This window comes from Pararhizobium sp. LjRoot238, from assembly GCF_964252955.1.
In the GTDB taxonomy this organism is placed as follows: Bacteria; Pseudomonadota; Alphaproteobacteria; order Rhizobiales; family Rhizobiaceae; genus Pararhizobium.
The window spans coordinates 190,992-206,228 of record NZ_CAXUPP020000004.1 but is presented as its reverse complement, the minus strand read 5'-3'; the positions used below and the strand labels follow the sequence as shown (position 1 = coordinate 206,228).

Annotated in this window: 14 protein-coding genes and 1 riboswitch; of the genes, 8 read left to right on the top strand and 6 right to left on the bottom strand. The window is 61.6% G+C overall.

Annotated features, from left to right (window positions below; genetic code table 11):
• Position 1: 1 nt before the first annotated feature.
• The 6 genes from ACSQ3F_RS27290 to ACSQ3F_RS27265 all read right to left on the bottom strand — a co-directional run bounded on the left by ACSQ3F_RS27290 (position 2) and on the right by ACSQ3F_RS27265 (position 6,394).
• Positions 2-820: an urea amidolyase associated protein UAAP1 gene (locus tag ACSQ3F_RS27290; protein WP_436103302.1), complete on the bottom strand. Its 819-nt coding sequence runs from the start codon at positions 818-820 to the stop codon at positions 2-4.
• Between the two features lie 2 nt (positions 821-822).
• The gene (locus ACSQ3F_RS27285) at positions 823-1,650 is read right to left on the bottom strand and encodes an ABC transporter ATP-binding protein (protein ID WP_436103301.1); all 828 of its coding nucleotides are present in this window, start codon (positions 1,648-1,650) and stop codon (positions 823-825) included.
• Positions 1,647-2,465: an ABC transporter permease gene (locus ACSQ3F_RS27280; protein ID WP_436103300.1), complete on the bottom strand. Its 819-nt coding sequence runs from the start codon at positions 2,463-2,465 to the stop codon at positions 1,647-1,649. Before ACSQ3F_RS27280 ends, ACSQ3F_RS27285 begins: the two co-directional genes overlap by 4 nt.
• 67 nt (positions 2,466-2,532) lie before the next feature.
• Positions 2,533-3,606, bottom strand: a complete 1,074-nt coding sequence (locus tag ACSQ3F_RS27275; protein WP_436103299.1) for a putative urea ABC transporter substrate-binding protein — start codon at positions 3,604-3,606, stop codon at positions 2,533-2,535.
• A 75-nt stretch (positions 3,607-3,681) separates the two neighbouring features.
• Positions 3,682-3,792, bottom strand: a riboswitch (guanidine-I (ykkC/yxkD leader).
• Between the two features lie 329 nt (positions 3,793-4,121).
• Complete coding sequence (locus ACSQ3F_RS27270) at positions 4,122-5,180, bottom strand: LLM class flavin-dependent oxidoreductase (RefSeq protein WP_436103298.1); 1,059 nt, start codon at positions 5,178-5,180, stop codon at positions 4,122-4,124.
• Positions 5,181-5,365: 185 nt separating this feature from the next.
• Positions 5,366-6,394, bottom strand: coding sequence for a LacI family DNA-binding transcriptional regulator (locus tag ACSQ3F_RS27265; RefSeq protein WP_436103297.1), 1,029 nt, complete (start codon positions 6,392-6,394; stop codon positions 5,366-5,368).
• 284 nt (positions 6,395-6,678) lie between these two features.
• On the opposite strand from ACSQ3F_RS27265, the gene ACSQ3F_RS27260 reads away from it, so the two are divergent.
• The 8 genes from ACSQ3F_RS27260 (at position 6,679) to ACSQ3F_RS27225 (ending at position 15,198) form a co-directional block, all read left to right on the top strand.
• A complete protein-coding gene (locus ACSQ3F_RS27260) occupies positions 6,679-7,743 on the top strand; it encodes an ABC transporter ATP-binding protein (RefSeq protein ID WP_436103296.1) in 1,065 nt (354 codons plus the stop codon).
• Positions 7,744-7,802: 59 nt separating this feature from the next.
• Positions 7,803-9,038: an ABC transporter substrate-binding protein gene (locus tag ACSQ3F_RS27255; RefSeq protein ID WP_436103295.1), complete on the top strand. Its 1,236-nt coding sequence runs from the start codon at positions 7,803-7,805 to the stop codon at positions 9,036-9,038.
• Positions 9,039-9,183: 145 nt separating this feature from the next.
• Positions 9,184-10,119 (top strand): carbohydrate ABC transporter permease, encoded by a 936-nt coding sequence (locus ACSQ3F_RS27250; RefSeq protein ID WP_436103294.1) that lies wholly within the window; start codon positions 9,184-9,186, stop codon positions 10,117-10,119.
• A 5-nt stretch (positions 10,120-10,124) separates the two neighbouring features.
• Positions 10,125-10,979 carry a carbohydrate ABC transporter permease gene (locus ACSQ3F_RS27245; protein ID WP_436103293.1) on the top strand — a complete coding sequence of 285 codons (855 nt, stop codon included), beginning with the start codon at positions 10,125-10,127 and terminating at the stop codon, positions 10,977-10,979.
• Positions 10,976-12,721, top strand: coding sequence for an L-arabinonate dehydratase (araD, locus tag ACSQ3F_RS27240; protein WP_436103292.1), 1,746 nt, complete (start codon positions 10,976-10,978; stop codon positions 12,719-12,721). Before ACSQ3F_RS27245 ends, araD begins: the two co-directional genes overlap by 4 nt.
• Positions 12,722-12,731: 10 nt before the next feature.
• The gene (locus ACSQ3F_RS27235) at positions 12,732-13,535 is read left to right on the top strand and encodes an HpcH/HpaI aldolase family protein (RefSeq protein WP_436103291.1); all 804 of its coding nucleotides are present in this window, start codon (positions 12,732-12,734) and stop codon (positions 13,533-13,535) included.
• Between the two features lie 10 nt (positions 13,536-13,545).
• The gene (locus ACSQ3F_RS27230; protein WP_436103290.1) at positions 13,546-14,430 is read left to right on the top strand and encodes an SMP-30/gluconolactonase/LRE family protein; all 885 of its coding nucleotides are present in this window, start codon (positions 13,546-13,548) and stop codon (positions 14,428-14,430) included.
• A 3-nt stretch (positions 14,431-14,433) separates the two neighbouring features.
• Positions 14,434-15,198 carry an SDR family NAD(P)-dependent oxidoreductase gene (locus ACSQ3F_RS27225; protein WP_436103289.1) on the top strand — a complete coding sequence of 255 codons (765 nt, stop codon included), beginning with the start codon at positions 14,434-14,436 and terminating at the stop codon, positions 15,196-15,198.
• The last annotated feature ends 39 nt before the right edge of the window (positions 15,199-15,237 follow it).

The following is a 15,237-nucleotide window of genomic DNA, read 5'->3' as shown; positions in this document are numbered from 1 at the left end:
CTCAGGCCAGCATCAGGGCGTTGTTTTCGAAGCCTCGCACGGCTTCCGCTGTCGCGGTGCGAGGCAGGTCGTCCGCCGCGGGTGCCGCACAAAAGAAGCGGGTCACAATGACCGGAACCGGCGCATAGGCGGGATTTGGATCGAGCGGATGCGGGCAGTTTGAGAGGCCGACCAGCATATCCATCTCGGCGCGCAGCTCGGCGTAGTTGCCGCTGCTGGAGCGCTTTTCCTGCCAGTGGAACGTGCCGGCGTCGTCGAGCCGCACCGGTGCGAAGAGATTGAGAATTGCAGGAATATCGCGACGATCGAGGCCGAGCTTGCCGGCAACCAGTACGAAATTGTCCCGGGTGTTGCGGGTCTTGACGCCGGGATATTTGGCTGCGTTCGAAGCGGCCGTCGATCCTCCCATCAGGCAATCATGAGTGCCGGAACTATCCTCGATCATTGAAAACATGACGCGGCCCATATCCGAGAAGATCACGCGGCCCTTGCCGAGCGCCGTCGTCCACTGAACCTTTGCGGTATCCACCAGATTAAGCCGCTCGCTGGTGTCCGCCGTGTTCCACGCGATCAGGGCGACGGTCGATCCACCATGCTGCTGGTCGATGCGCAGCGCTTCGCCGCGCTTCAGCAAGGTTGACCAGTACCAGCCCCCGGGTATCGTCTCCTGGTGGACAATCGCCGCCGCTTCGATTTGAGGCGCGGGCAGGGTGCTCGGCGCCGGAAATGCCTTGGGTGCAAACTCCAGCCCCTTCTTCTGATGATCTTCGTAGCGCTGCCTGTTGGCAGCGATTTCTTCCTGTGAGCGCCTGACGTGCATGGCTATTTTTCCTCTGATTGACTGAAGGCCGGGTCGTCCCGGCGAGGGCCCTTCGAGGCGACCGGGCCGTCCCGATCAGGGCTGAAAATCGACCGTTCGCCCGCGCGGCGCGGCGGCCAGATGGAAATATCCCTGGTGATGGTCGCGCCGTAGCGCTCCTTCTCTTCCGGCCGATTGTGCGGCCGCTCGAAAGCGACGACCCGGGTAGCAAGCGTAAAGGCCTCGCGCATGTCGTGCGTGACCATGACGACGGTCATCTGCGTTTCGTGCCACAGCCGTTTCATCAAGGTGTGGATTTCTGCCCGTATGCCGGGATCGAGCGCACCGAACGGCTCATCGAGAAGCAGGAGCTTCGGCTTCATGATCAGCGCCTGCGCCAGCGCGAGCCTTTGCTGCATGCCGCCGGAAAGCTGCGCCGGATATTTGTCTTCGGCACCGGAGAGACCCACTTCGGCGATCATCTGCCGGGCCTCCTCGATTGCGCTGCGCCGAGCCGCGCCGAAAAGCCTTGCTGCGCTTCGCGAAGCGGAGAATTCCTTGCCGATGAGCACGTTGCCGAGCACGGTCAGATGCGGGAAGACCGAGTAGCGCTGGAAGACGACACCGCGATCCGGGCCCGGTTCGGGCGGCAGCCGCTTGCCATCGATGAGGATCGTGCCCTTCGTCGCCCGCTCCTGGCCAAGCAGCACGCGCAGGAATGTCGACTTGCCGCAGCCGGACGGGCCGACGAGCGCGACGAACGCGCGGGAGGCAACCGTCAGCGAGACGTTCTCCAGCACGACCTGATCGCCATATTCCTTCCAGACGTTGTCGATGACGAGTTCGCTCATGCCTGCTTCTCCAGTTCCGACCAGGGGAAGAGAGCGACGCGGAGACGGTCGAGGATGATGTTGGTCAGGACGGCCAGCAGCGTGATCCAGGCGACATAGGGAAAGATCACGTCCATCGACAGGTAGCGGCGGACGAGAAAGATGCGGTAGCCGAGCCCTGAGTCAGACGAGATGGCTTCTGCGGCGATGAGGAAGAGCCAGGCCGGGCCGAGCTGCAGCCGGAGACAGGTGATCAGCCGCGGCAGGATCTGCGGCAGTACGACGCGAAGTGCGATCTGCCACGACGAACCGCCGAGCGTTTCGGCTTTGACGACCTGCTCGCGCGGCAGTTCCAGCGCCTTGAACGCGAGATCGCGGATCATGGCGGGGGTGACGCCGATAACGATCAGCGCGATCTTCGACGCTTCGCCAAGGCCCATGACGATGAAAAGGATGGGCAGCAGCGCCAGTGGCGGCACCATGGAAATGACCGCAACGACGGGGGCAAGAAGCGCCCTCAGATAGGGCAGCATGCCGATCGCTATGCCGATCAGCAGAGCGGTTCCCGTCGATATGCCGAGACCCGCGAACAGGCGTATGAGGCTCGCGGCCGTATCGGACCACAAAAGATAGTCGCCGGTGCGGACATCCGGCAGGAAAGCCAGCCGATTGATGGCGTCGGTAAAGCCCGTGAGACCGGGTAGCAGCTTGTCATTGGCATTCTCGGCGAGCCGTGCGGCCGCTCCCGCGATGTAGGCGGCAATCATAAGCACGAAGGGCAAAAGCATGAGGGTGAACTGCGCACCCCGGCTCGGCCTGGTGTTGATCCAGCGCATAAACGTGGCTCCACGGATGAAGGGGAGGGGCGGAACGGGAAAATCCGCACCGCCGGTCATCGATCGTTCAGAGCGAGCCGTCAGCCGCGGCCTTCATATAGGTCTCGGTGAAGCGCAGCTTGACGTTGGCGCTGTCGCCGAGAACCTTGCCGTCCGGCATTTCGATGCCGATGACGTCTGCCGAGGCGGCGCCGTTGCCGAGCAGGCCCTTCTCGAACAGGAAGCTCCGCACGAGGTCCATCGTTTTCGGCAGGCTCGGCGATGACGTAAATGCCAGCGCATCGGCGGGCTTGGCGAACAGCTTGGTGGCTGCCATCTGCGCTTCGAAGCCCTTGAGATCCGTGCCGGAAGCCGACCCCATCGCTTCCCGCGCCGCTTTGCCTTCGGCGCTGTCTGCCGTCATCAGGTCTGCGGTTTCGTACCAGATGCCGGCCAGCGCCTTGCCGAAATCCGGGTTGTCCTTCAGCACGCCCGAATTCGCCACCATCAGATCGATGATCTCGCCGGGAATTTGCGAGCTGTCGAAAACCTTCTTGGCCGTCGAATTTTTCAGAATTGTTTCGACGAGGGGGTTCCAGGTGACCACCGCCGTGACATCCGCCGTCTCATAAGCGGCAACCATGTCGGCATCCGATGTGTTGACCACCTTTACATCCTGCTCGGACGACTGGATGCTCTCGAGCGCGCGTGCCAGCAGATAGTGGGAGACGGAGAATTCAACGAGATTGACGTTCTGGCCCTTCACATCGGCAAGGTTGTCCTTGTCCTTGAGGAGGACAGCGTCGTTGCCATTCGAGAAGTCGCCGACAATGACCGCCGTCGTATCGACGCCGCCGGCGGCCGGGATGGAGAGGCCGTCCATGTTGGTGAGCGTCACCGCGTCGAAGGCGCCGGCCGTATATTGGTTCATCGACTCGACGTAGTCGTTGAACTGGGTGACCTCGATCGTGATCCCGTACTTGTCCGCCCATTTCTTGACGATGCCATGATCGGCGGCATAGCCCCACGGCATCCAGCCGACGTAGATCGACCAAGCGACTTTGAAATCTGTCTTGGGCGCGGCCATGGCAACGGTGGCCATGCCAAATGCCAGCGATGCCGTGAGTGCTGTGATCGAAAGTAGTTTCGAAAAAGTCTGCATTGAAATTCCCCTTTTGCTTTTCTTCAAAAAGGGATCGGCATAGACCATCGCGCCGCCAATCCCTTGGCTAACGAGGTCTCCCGGGCTTTTGTCCCGCCGTGCACCCGGCTGGATGTCTCCCCAACCGGTGGTAGCTCTCGGACCAGCACGCTTCAATAAAGCGCCGGAACCCTAGCCACCAACTCTGCAATGAAACAAGCAAAGCCTGTGCCAATTGCTAACACTTTGATTTTACGGCATGTGTAGAGCGATCAAACTTCCGGCCATGTGAAGTGCATGCAGATGCCCATTCTTTGGGCGCCGTCACGCCTTTTAAGTCATCATGCTTTTCACCATGTAAGAAAGAGGCTTGGGGCCACGGCTGAGTTATAGTCGCGTCTGTCGACCTGCCCAGCCTTTACGGATCCCGCCGACGCCGAATACGAAGGCAGAAGCCGCAGAATAGGCTGTGTAAGACGATCCAGAATAACTGGGGCTACGATTCGAATCCTTTCAAGGCGAGCAAGTTCCCTCTGTCAAAGCGGCCCATGGTCCAGCCGTGGCAAAACATGACGCGCGAAAAGATCGGCCTCAGTGGCGTGCGGATAGCCCGAGAGTATGAAAGCCTCTATCCCTTCCGCGCGGTACGCCCGCAGTTTTGCCAGAACCTGATCGGGATCGCCGACGATCGCGGCACCGCAACCGGAGCGGGCGCGGCCGATGCCGGTCCAGAGGTTGTCTTCAACATAGCCCTCATTGCCGGCCTGCTCGCGCAGCTCGGCTTGTCGCCTGACACCAACCGACTGGCTGTCGAGTGATTTTGCCCGAATAGCCGCACCGGTGGCGTCATCGAGTTTTGAGAGCAACCGGTCGGCAGCAAGTTGTGCCTCCGATTCGGTTTCGCGGATGACGACATGCACGCGGTAGCCGAAGCGGAGCGGGCGGCCACGGCTTTGTGCCCGGTTGCGAAGATCGGCGATGGTGTCACGAACAGCTTCCATCCGGTCCGGCCACATCAGATAGACGTCGGCACCTTCAGCCGCGGCTTCGCGGGCGTCCTCCGACAATCCGCCGAAATAGAATTGTGGGCAGCGTCCCGATAGCGGCGCGATCCGCGGCGGCTCGACCTTCAGCTTCCAGAAGGTTCCGTCGTGATCGAGTGGCTTTCCGTCAAGAAGCGTGCGCAGGATAGACATAGCCTCGATGGTGCGGGCATAGCGCGGGCCGCTCGCAAGAGTTTCTCCTGGCATCTCGCTGGAAATGATGTTGACAGCCAGGCGGCCATTGGCGATGCGGTCGATGGTGGCAATCTGGCGGGCCAGCTGCGCCGGCCAATTTTCACCGATGCGCACAGCCATCAATAGCTTGATCCGGCGGGTCAGCGCCGCCATCGCTGATGCAAAAGCCGTCGTGTCGATGCCCAGCGCATAGCCGGACGGAAGTAGAATATTGTCGAAGCCGCCGCTTTCGGCCTGTAGGACGATATCACGACAGTGTTCGAAGCTCGATTGTAGCCGCGGGTCCGGAACGCCGAGGAATTCGTAGTCGTCGTCGCACAGGGCGGAAAACCAGCTTACTTCGCAGGCGGTGGTCATGAGATGGTGTCTCCGGTCTCGTCGGCGCATTCTCGCGCAGCATTTCTCTGTCGGCTCGGTCTCTGGCGCAAGCGTCTCTGGTAGCAGCCGTTCCCTATCGAAGGAAGAAACGGCGCTTTGCCATTCTCCCGTTTCGTAGATCAATTTTCGAAGCGGAATGGCCGCGCGGGGTGGATTGTCTTCGGTCAACTGCTTTGCCGGTGAAGCAGCGTGAAGCGGGTGTCGATGACCGTGGGCGTTCTTTCGCCGCCATGGGCGATGCGCTCGAGGATCAGGCGGGCGGCCTCGGTGCCGATCAGATCGCCCGGCGGGCGGATGGTGGTGAGCGAGGGATTTGAGGCGGCGCTGAAGCTGAGGTCGCCGAAGCCAACGACCGAAAGCTGTCCGGGGATGTCGATCCCGAGCCGCTGGCATTCGAAGATAACGCCCAGCGCCACATGGTCGTTGGAGCAGGCAATGCCATCCACCTGCGGAAATTTCCGCATGGTTTCGCCTAGCAGCATGGCGCCGACTTCGGCGCTCGACGGCGCGGGATGCTGGATGATATCGACGGTAACACCTGGTGTTTTACGGGCTTCCTCCACAAATCCCTCGGCGCGGTGCGTCGCTCTTTTATCTTCCTGCAAGCGGGCGCCGAGAAAGACGAGGTTGTGGCGATTTCGCTGAACAAGATGCGCGGCGGCCGAACGGCCGACCTGTTCGTGGTGGAAACCGACGGCCATCTCGATCGGCTCGGAGCCGAGCTCCCAGATTTCGACCACCGGCACGTTGCTCTCGCGTAGTAGTTTTCGGGTTGCGGTGCTGTGGCTGAGCCCCGTCAACACAATTGCAGCCGGCGCCCAGGACAAAGCCATCCGCACCAGATTTTCCTCCTCGCGCTCGCTGTATTCAGTGTGGCCGAGCAGGACTTGCAGCCGCTCCTTGCCCAGTTCCGCCTGCATGGTTGCAACTGTTTCGGCGAAGAAGGCATTACGCACGGAAGGCACGATGATGCTGACGGCGCGGGAAGAGGCGGCGGCGAGCCCTCCCGCCATCAGGTTCGGGACATAGTTGAGCGCTTCGATGGATTTTGCGATCGCCTCGCTGGCTGACGCTGATACGGCGTCCGGCTTGCGCAGATAGAGCGAGACGGTCGAGGGTGAAACCTCGGCCCGTGCCGCGACATCCATCATCGTCACCCGCTGCATCTTGCGGCGTTTGCGTGTCGGCTTCACGGAGCGTCGAGTATCCACCATTTTTCCAGTCAATATAATAGCGCTATTATTCTGATGCATGATAGCGCATGGGGTTCCATGGAACAATTCCCATTGACCGAGAATACGCTACTTATCTGACAAGGCTCCATAAATTGGCAAATTTTTGGCGCCCGTTTTGGTTTGCCAGCATCACACACAGCGATTTTGAGCGGGCCTGCTTGCCAAAGTTAAATCGTAGCGCTATTATTTGCACAAGAAATAGCGATCGGCACAGGATGAGGTGTCGTTTTCGGGAGGCTGAAATGGCGGGAGTGAGCCTACGGGCGCTGGACAAGAGTTATGGCGCCCTTCGGATCGTCAAGGGTATCGATCTGGAGATCGCCGACGGTGAGTTCGTGGTCTTCGTTGGTCCTTCGGGCTGCGGCAAATCCACGACCCTGCGTATGGTTGCCGGGCTGGAATCGATCACCGGCGGCGAGGTCAGGATCGGCGACCGTGTCGTCAATCGGCTGGCGCCGCGCGAGCGCGATATCGCCATGGTCTTTCAGGACTATGCGCTTTATCCGCACAAGACGGTTCGGGAGAATATGGGTTTCAGCCTGAAGGTACGCGGCATTGCTGCCGGCGAGGCCGCGGCGCGGGTCGATGAGGCTGCCAACATGCTCGGAATTTCCCATCTGCTCGATCGCCGGCCGGGCCAGCTGTCAGGCGGCCAGCGCCAGCGCGTCGCCATGGGGCGCGCCATCGTGCGTCGTCCTCAGGTGTTTCTCTTCGACGAGCCGTTGTCCAACCTGGATGCGAAATTGCGCGGTCAGGTCCGGACCGAAATCAAGAAGCTGCATCAGGCGATCGGCACGACGATCATCTACGTCACCCATGACCAAGTCGAGGCCATGACGCTCGCCGACCGGATCGTCATCCTACGCGGTGGTGAGATCGAGCAGGTCGGAACGCCGGACGAGGTTTACAATCGCCCGGCCAGTGTCTTCGTCGGCGGGTTCGTCGGATCGCCAGCGATGAACTTTGCCAAGGCAAAGGCCGATGGCAGTCATTTGATATTTGCCAATGGAGACCACCTGCCGCTGTCGGCGATCCAGGCGCGCGCTGTCGACGGCCGCGAATTCGTCGTCGGTATCCGACCGGAGCATTTCACGGCAAACGCATCCGAGGTGGCGCTGACCTGTCATGTTCAGGTCGTCGAGCCGCTCGGCTCCGATACCCTAGTCCATTTCGCTGTCGGCAACGAAACGTTGACGGCCCGGATGCCGCCGGAAACGCGGGTCACAGCTGGCGAAACGCTCAAGATCGGCGTGGATCCTACGAAAATTCATCTCTTTGACGCCGCAACGGAACGCGCCGTCCATTGACGACCCCGCGCGGGGAGGATGCCAAGACCGCGCAACCAAACACCAAACGGGAGGAAATGATGACTTTTTCAAAATTCACCGGTGCCCTTTTCTGCGGCACAATGCTGGCCTTCGCTGTGCCGGCTTCGGCTGAAACGGCGCTGAACATTTATATCTCCAGCCAGCACCAGCCGGACGTCTGGCGCAAGGCGCTCGACAAGTATGAAGCCGCCAATCCCGACGTGAAGGTCAAGATCGAGACCGGCGGCAATACGTCCGAAGCCCAGGCGCAGTATCTCAACACCGTGATGTCGGCCAAGGATACCTCGCTCGACGTCCTGATCCTCGACGTCATCCGCCCGGCGCAGTTTGCCGCTGCCGGCTGGACCAGTGATTTCGCGGATAAGGACATGTCGTCCTTCCTGCCGGCCTATGCGGGCGCCAACACCGTCGATGGCAAGGTGATCGCGCTGCCGGCCTTCGCGGACTCCCAGTTCCTCTACTACCGCAAGGATCTTCTGGAGAAATACGGCATCGAGCCGCCCAAGACCTGGGACGAATTGAAGACTGCGGCGAAGAAAATCGCCGAAGGCGAGGGCAATGCCGATCTGCAGGGCCTGTCCTTCCAGGGCAAGGCGATCGAGGGTGCCGTCTGCACCTTCCTTCTGCCGTATTGGAGCCAGGGCAAGATGCTGACCGACAACGGCCGCCTGACCTTCGATCGCGATGCGGCCATCAAGTCGCTGAGCCTCTGGAAGAGCTTTGCCGACGAAGGCGTTGCCAAGAAGAACATCGCCGAAGTCGGCACCGACGATACGCGCAAGGAATTCCAGGCCGGCAACGTGATCTTCGCGGTCAACTGGTCCTATGCCTGGGCGCAGTCGCAAGGTGCTGAATCCGCCGTTGCTGGCAAGGTTGGCGTTGCCAAGCTGCCGGCCATGACGGGTGGCGAGCAGGCCACCTGCCTCGGCGGCTGGGAATGGGGCGTGTCGGCCTATTCCGAGCATCAGGACGAGGCGAAGAAGCTGGTCGAATACCTGTCGTCTGAGGACGTTTCGAAGTTCATGGCCATCAACGCCTCGCTGCTGCCGACCTATGCCGGTCTTTATCAGGACGCAGAGGTTACGAAGAGCGCGCCGTGGTTTGCCGATGCGCTGCAGGTGGTCGAGACCGCCAAGCCGCGTCCGGTGACGCCGCGCTACAACGAAGTGAGCGAAGTCATACGCACCACGGTCAACGCGGTTCTCGCCGGGGTGACGACGCCGGAAGATGGCGCCGACCAGATCGAGGCACGCCTGAAGCGCATCCTGCGGTGAGGAGCCCTTAACGCCTTGCTCCATCCCCTCCCTGTGCTGCGGGGAGGGGAGATATTCTCAAGAGGCAGGACGAGCGGCCTTTCGGCTGCGCCGGGCGAGGCATAGGCCTTGCCGTCCAGACCTCTCAACGTTTCGGAACGAAACCATGGCGACGACAACCACATTCAAGGCAACGGACATACGGGAAGCCCCGCCTGCGGGCTGGACACGCTGGCTTGATCTCAGCGACCGTTCGCTGGCCGTGCTGCTTCTGGCGCCGGCCGCGATCCTTCTGGCGCTGATCATCGTCTATCCGGTTTGCCGGCTGGCCTATACCAGCTTCTTCAACCTGTCGCTGACCTCCGGCCTTCCTGCCGAATTCGTAGGGCTGGAGAACTACCGGTTGATGATCGATGATCCGGTCTTCTGGGAAACCACCTGGAATACGGTTCTAATCACGCTGATCACCGTTCCCGGCGCTCTGCTGGTCGGGCTTGGTCTGGCCCTGATGGCAAACCTTCCCTTCGCGATGCAGTGGCCCGTTCGCCTGTCGTTGCTTATCCCCTGGGCGCTACCGCTGTCCTTTGCCGGCCTGATCTTCGCCTGGTTCTTCCATTCGGAATATGGCGTCGTTAATGACGTGCTGAACCGTTTCGGGTTCGAGGGGATCATCTGGTTCAACTCGCCGAACTGGGCCTTTGCCGCCATCTGTCTCACCATCGTTTGGAAGACGTCGTCCTTTATGGCGCTGATTATCCTGGCGGGGCTGCAGACCATTCCGCGCTCACTTTATGAGGCTGCCGACGTGGACGGCGCCGGGCGCATGCGGCAGTTCTTCGAGATCACGCTGCCGCTTCTGAAGCCGTCGATCGTCGTGGCGCTGATCTTCCGCACGATCACCGCGCTGCAGACTTTTGACATCCCCTACATGATGACGGGCGGCGGGCCGGGCACTTCCACCTCGACGCTTGCCATGTACATCCACCAGAACACCGTGTCCTTCCTCGATCTCGGCTACGGCTCGGCGCTCGCCGTCGTGATGTTCGCCCTGTCGATGTGCGTGACGGCCGTTTACCTCCGCATGATCCGGACCAAGGAGTAATCGCCATGAGCACGACAACAACCGCCGGTTCGACGTCCTTCCTGTCTGGAAAGCCGCTGCGCTTCATCGCAGCCGGCATTCTCCTGGTGAACGGCATGTTCCCGGCGCTCTGGATCCTTTTCACTTCACTCAAAACGGAAGCGGAGCTGACGGCCAAGCCGATCACTTGGATCCCGCATGCGCCGACCGTGCAGAACTATGTGCAGGCTTTCTCCGACCAGCCGCTGCACATCTTCCTGTTCAACAGCTTCATGGTGGCGCTACTCTCGACCGCGCTGACGCTGCTCGTCTCAGTGCTGGCGGCCTATGCGCTCGCCCGACTCAACTTGGCCTATCGCGGGCTAATCCTGTCGCTGATCATCGCCGTCTCGACATTCCCGCTGGTGACGCTGCTGGTGCCGCTGTTCGAGATCATGCGGGCGCTCAATCTCTTGAACAGCTGGACGGCGCTGATCCTGCCCTACACGGTGCTGAGCCTGCCGGTGTGCACGCTGATGCTGGTGTCGTTCTTCGAGGGCATTCCGCGCGATTTGGAAAATGCGGCGATGATCGATGGCTGCACGCGCATGGGGGCGTTGTTCAAGGTGGTCGTGCCGCTCTGTGCACCGGGTGTATTCACGGCAGGCATTCTTGCCTTCGTCAATGCTTGGGATGAGTTCCTGCTGGCGCTGTCGTTCAACTCAAACCCGTCCTTGCGCACGCTGCCGGTCGGCATCCAGCTCTATCAGGGCGAGTTCGCCTTTCCCTGGCCGGTCATTTCGGCAGCACTGGTCGTCGGCATCGTTCCGGTCGCGATCCTGATCGTCATCTTCCAGGAGCGTGTCGTCTCCGGCCTGACTGCGGGTGGTATCAAGGGATGAGCGATGTGAAGAAAAGGCGCGAGCTTTCGCAACTGCGCAGCCAGCGCTGGTTCGCCTCCGACGACATGCGGGGCTTTGCCCATCGCCAGCGCACGCAGCAGATGGGCATGCGTCGCGACGAGTTCATGGGCCGGCCGGTGATCGGCATCATTAACACCTGGAGCGAGATGAGCCCCTGCCATGCGCACTTGCGCGATCGCGCCGAGGCGGTAAAGCGCGGCGTTTGGCAGGCCGGCGGCTATCCGGTCGAGATGCCCGCGCTCTCTGTCGGCGAAGTCATGGTCAAGCCTACCACCATGCTCTACCGCAATTTCCTGGCGATGGAATGTGAGGAGCTTTTGCGCTCGCATCCAGTCGATGGCGCGGTTCTACTCGGCGGCTGCGACAAGTCCACGCCGGCGCTTTTGATGGGCGCGATCTCCATGGATATCCCGGTGATCTACTGCCCGGCCGGGCCGATGTCGAACGGACAGTGGCGCGGCATGAAGACGGGGGCCGGAACCCACACCAAGAAATACTGGGACGAGCTTCGTGCCGGCAATATCACGCAGGATGACTGGGTCGATCTGGAAAGCCGGATGACGCGTTCGGCCGGCACCTGCAACACGATCGGCACGGCCTCGACCATGACCTCGATCGTCGATGCGATGGGGCTGACCTTGCCGGGCGCGTCCTCGATCCCGGCAACGGATTCCGGCCACCCGCGCATGGCGTCGGCCTGCGGCGTGCGGATCGTCGATATGGTCTGGGAGGACCTGAAACCCTCCGACATCCTCGACAAGGCGAGCTTCCTCAACGGCCTCGTTGCGTATATGGCGCTCGGCGGCTCCACCAATGCGGCCGTCCATCTGGTCGCCATGGCGCGCCGCGCCGGGGTCGATCTGTCGCTGGACGACATGGCGGCGATGGCGGGTAAAGTTCCCGTGGCGGCCAACGTGTTTCCATCCGGCGAATACCTGATGGAGGACTTCTACTTCGCCGGCGGTCTTCTGGCGCTTCTCCACAAGTTTTCCCGTCACCTCGATCTGACGCGGCCGACGGTCAATGGCCGGACGCTCGGCGAAAACATCGCAGGTGCGGACTGCTGGAACGACGATGTCATTCGCGGCGAGGACAATCCGGTGGTGCCGCTGTCGCGCGGCAAGACGCTGGAAGTTCTGCGCGGCAATCTGGCGCCGAACGGTGCCGTGATGAAGTCCTCTGCGGCCAATCCGAAATTCCTGAAGCATGTCGGCCCGGCCATCGTCTTCGACAATCCCGGCGTCATGAACACGACGCTCGACGATCCCGATCTGGATATCACCGAGGACACAGTGATCGTGCTGCGCAATGCCGGTCCAGTTGGCGCACCGGGGATGCCGGAATGGGGCAATCTGCCGATCCCGAAGAAGCTTCTGAAACAGGGTGTGCGCGACATGGTGCGCATCTGCGACGGCCGCATGAGCGGCACGCATTACGGCACCTGCATCCTGCACGTCTCGCCCGAGGCCGCAATCGGCGGACCGCTGGCGCTCTTGAAGACCGGGGATCTGATTGAACTCGACGTTGAGGCTGGGACCGTCAACATGCGGGTCGATGAGGCCGAGATCGCCCGCCGGCGAGCCGAGTGGAAGCCTGCATCGCCGGTCTACCAACGGTCTTTTGCAGCGCTTTACCAGCAGCATGTCAGCCAGGCCGATCAGGGCTGCGATTTCGATTTTCTGAGTGGAACGGCCGTCGTGCCCGATCCTGCGATCTATTGAGGAGACGACCATGAGCCTGACGAACCATTTCAAGACATGGCTTACCGAAAAGGAGCGGGCAACACCGCTCGGAACTTGGCTGATGGCTGCAGCACCCGCAACGGCCGAGGCGCTCGGTTATGCCGGCTTCGATTTCCTCGTCGTCGACATGGAGCATGTGCCGGTCGAGGTCTCCGATGTCGCGGGCATCCTGCGCGCCATCGGCTGCACGCCGGCGGAGGCGGTGGTGCGGCTTGCCTGGAACGATCAGGTTCTGGTCAAGCGCGTGCTCGATGCCGGCGCACGCACCGTCATGCTGCCCTTCGTCCAGACGGCCGAGGAAGCGCGCGCGGCTGCGTCCTACACCCGCTATCCGCCGCAGGGCATTCGCGGGGTGGCCGCCGTTCATCGCGGCTCGAAGTTCGGAACGATCCCGGACTACCTGAAGAAGGCCAACGGCGAAGTCTGCACCATCGTCCAGCTCGAAACGCCGGAAGCAATCGAGCGCCTGCCGGAGATCGCAGCGGTTGATGGCATCGACGCGCTGTTCGTCGGGCCGGGCGATCTGTCGGCGGCCATGGGCCATATCGGCAATATCGCCCATCCGGAAGTTCAGGCGCTGATCGAAAAGGCGGCCAAGGATGCGCGTGCGGCCGGCATACCTGTCGGTATCGTCGGCCCCAATCCGGACATGGTGAAGCGTTTCCTCGGGTACGGCTACGACTTCGCTGCTATCGCTTCGGATATCGCGATGATGACCGGCCGCGCCAATGACTGGCTGGGCGTCCTGAAGGGGCAGGCGGCTCCTGTTGCGGCACCAGCCGCTGCCTATTGAGGATATTTTCGTGCAAACCGGCTTCGATCTTGTTCTCGACGCAAAGACGTCTCTCGGCGAATGCCCCTTGTGGTCAGTCGCCGAGCAGGTGCTGTATTTCGTCGATATCAAGCGCTGCCGCATCCATCGTTTCGATCCGCAGACGGGCGGCTTGAAGACCCTCCAGCTTTCAGAGGAAGTTGGCTGCATCGGACTTGTTGCAGGGGGCGGTTTCGTGGCGGGCTTGCGGTCGGGGATCTGGCTGATCGATGCGGATGGCGGGCCGGTTCGCAAGCTGGCCGCCAATCCCGAGGACCAGGCGATCAGCCGCTTCAACGACGGCATGGTCGACCCGATGGGCCGGTTCATTGCCGGAACGGTGGATGAAAGCCGCGAAAATGGGATTGCCGGTCTCTATCGATATGATCGCACCGGATTGGCCCAACTGGCGAACAGTCTTCTGACGTCGAACGGCGTCGCCTTTTCGCCGGATGGAGCGCGGCTCTATCACGCCGACACGTTGCGCTACACGCTCTATACCTACGACTACGCGCCGAAAACCGGCGCTGCATCCAACCGGCAAGTCTTTGCCCGGTTTGGCAGCGAGACGGACAAGGGGCGCCCGGATGGCGGCGCGGTCGACGTCGATGGTTGCTACTGGACGGCATTGTTCGAAGGTGGACGGGTCCAGCGCTACACCCCCGATGGCACGCTGCTAGCCGAATATCCGGTTCCCGTCAAATGCCCGACCATGGTCACCTTCGGCGGCGCGGACATGCGCACGCTCTATTGCACCAGCGCCAGCGTCGGCCGTTCCGACGCCGAGCTCGCGGCATTTCCGCTATCGGGCGGTCTCTTTGCCATGCGGACCGACGTCTCGGGGCTGCCAAAACCTCTTTTCAATCCGGAAGTCTGATCCATGCCATCCACCTATGACACCGTCAGCTATGCATCTCTCGAAGGCCGCGCCGTGCTGATCACCGGCGGCGCTTCGGGGATCGGCGCGGAAATGGTCAAGGCTTTTTCGGCGCAGGGCGCGAACGTCTCCTTCATCGATATCGACGCTGTCGAAGGGGCAAGGCTTGCCGCCGAAACAGGGGCCGCCTTTTCCGTCTGCGATATCACCGACATTGCGGCCTTGCGGGTCGCCATTGCCGGGATAGAGCAGGTGTGTGGCGGCATCGATACGCTCGTCAACAATGCGGGCAAGGACGATCGCCACGCGATGGCCGATGTCGAACCGGACAGCTGGCGCAGGGCGCTGTCGCTCAATCTCGATCACCAGTTCTTCGCCACCCAGGCCGTCAGCCCGCGCATGGCGGAGAAGGGAGCCGGGTCGGTGATCATGCTCGGCTCGATTTCCTGGATGCGCGGGCGTCCGGGCATGGTCGGCTACACGACGGCCAAGGCGGCCATCAACGGCATGACAAAGACGCTTGCCCGCGAACTCGGTCCTTCCGGAATCCGCATCAACTGCATCGTGCCCGGCGCGATCGTGACCGAGCGGCAATTGAAGCTGTGGACCTCGCCGGAGCAGAACCAGCAGTTCATCGACCTGCAGGCGCTGAAATTCCGGCTGGATGCGAGCCACGTGGCGCGCATGGCGCTGTTTCTCGCCTCCGACGAAAGCGGCGGCTGCACCGGCGCCAATTTTGTCGTCGATGCCGGGCTCACCCAGAATTGAGCGTGCCCTCACTGGACCTGAAAGACCTGAAAGAAAACA

Coding starts and splice junctions, on each gene's coding strand:
- ACSQ3F_RS27290 (WP_436103302.1), bottom strand. CDS start 820: ATGCACGTCAGGCGCTCACAGGAAGAAATCGCTGCCAACAGGCAGCGC.
- ACSQ3F_RS27285 (WP_436103301.1), bottom strand. CDS start 1,650: ATGAGCGAACTCGTCATCGACAACGTCTGGAAGGAATATGGCGATCAG.
- ACSQ3F_RS27280 (WP_436103300.1), bottom strand. CDS start 2,465: ATGCGCTGGATCAACACCAGGCCGAGCCGGGGTGCGCAGTTCACCCTC.
- ACSQ3F_RS27275 (WP_436103299.1), bottom strand. CDS start 3,606: ATGCAGACTTTTTCGAAACTACTTTCGATCACAGCACTCACGGCATCG.
- ACSQ3F_RS27270 (WP_436103298.1), bottom strand. CDS start 5,180: ATGACCACCGCCTGCGAAGTAAGCTGGTTTTCCGCCCTGTGCGACGAC.
- ACSQ3F_RS27260 (WP_436103296.1), top strand. CDS start 6,679: ATGGCGGGAGTGAGCCTACGGGCGCTGGACAAGAGTTATGGCGCCCTT.
- ACSQ3F_RS27255 (WP_436103295.1), top strand. CDS start 7,803: ATGACTTTTTCAAAATTCACCGGTGCCCTTTTCTGCGGCACAATGCTG.
- ACSQ3F_RS27250 (WP_436103294.1), top strand. CDS start 9,184: ATGGCGACGACAACCACATTCAAGGCAACGGACATACGGGAAGCCCCG.
- ACSQ3F_RS27245 (WP_436103293.1), top strand. CDS start 10,125: ATGAGCACGACAACAACCGCCGGTTCGACGTCCTTCCTGTCTGGAAAG.
- araD (WP_436103292.1), top strand. CDS start 10,976: ATGAGCGATGTGAAGAAAAGGCGCGAGCTTTCGCAACTGCGCAGCCAG.
- ACSQ3F_RS27235 (WP_436103291.1), top strand. CDS start 12,732: ATGAGCCTGACGAACCATTTCAAGACATGGCTTACCGAAAAGGAGCGG.
- ACSQ3F_RS27225 (WP_436103289.1), top strand. CDS start 14,434: ATGCCATCCACCTATGACACCGTCAGCTATGCATCTCTCGAAGGCCGC.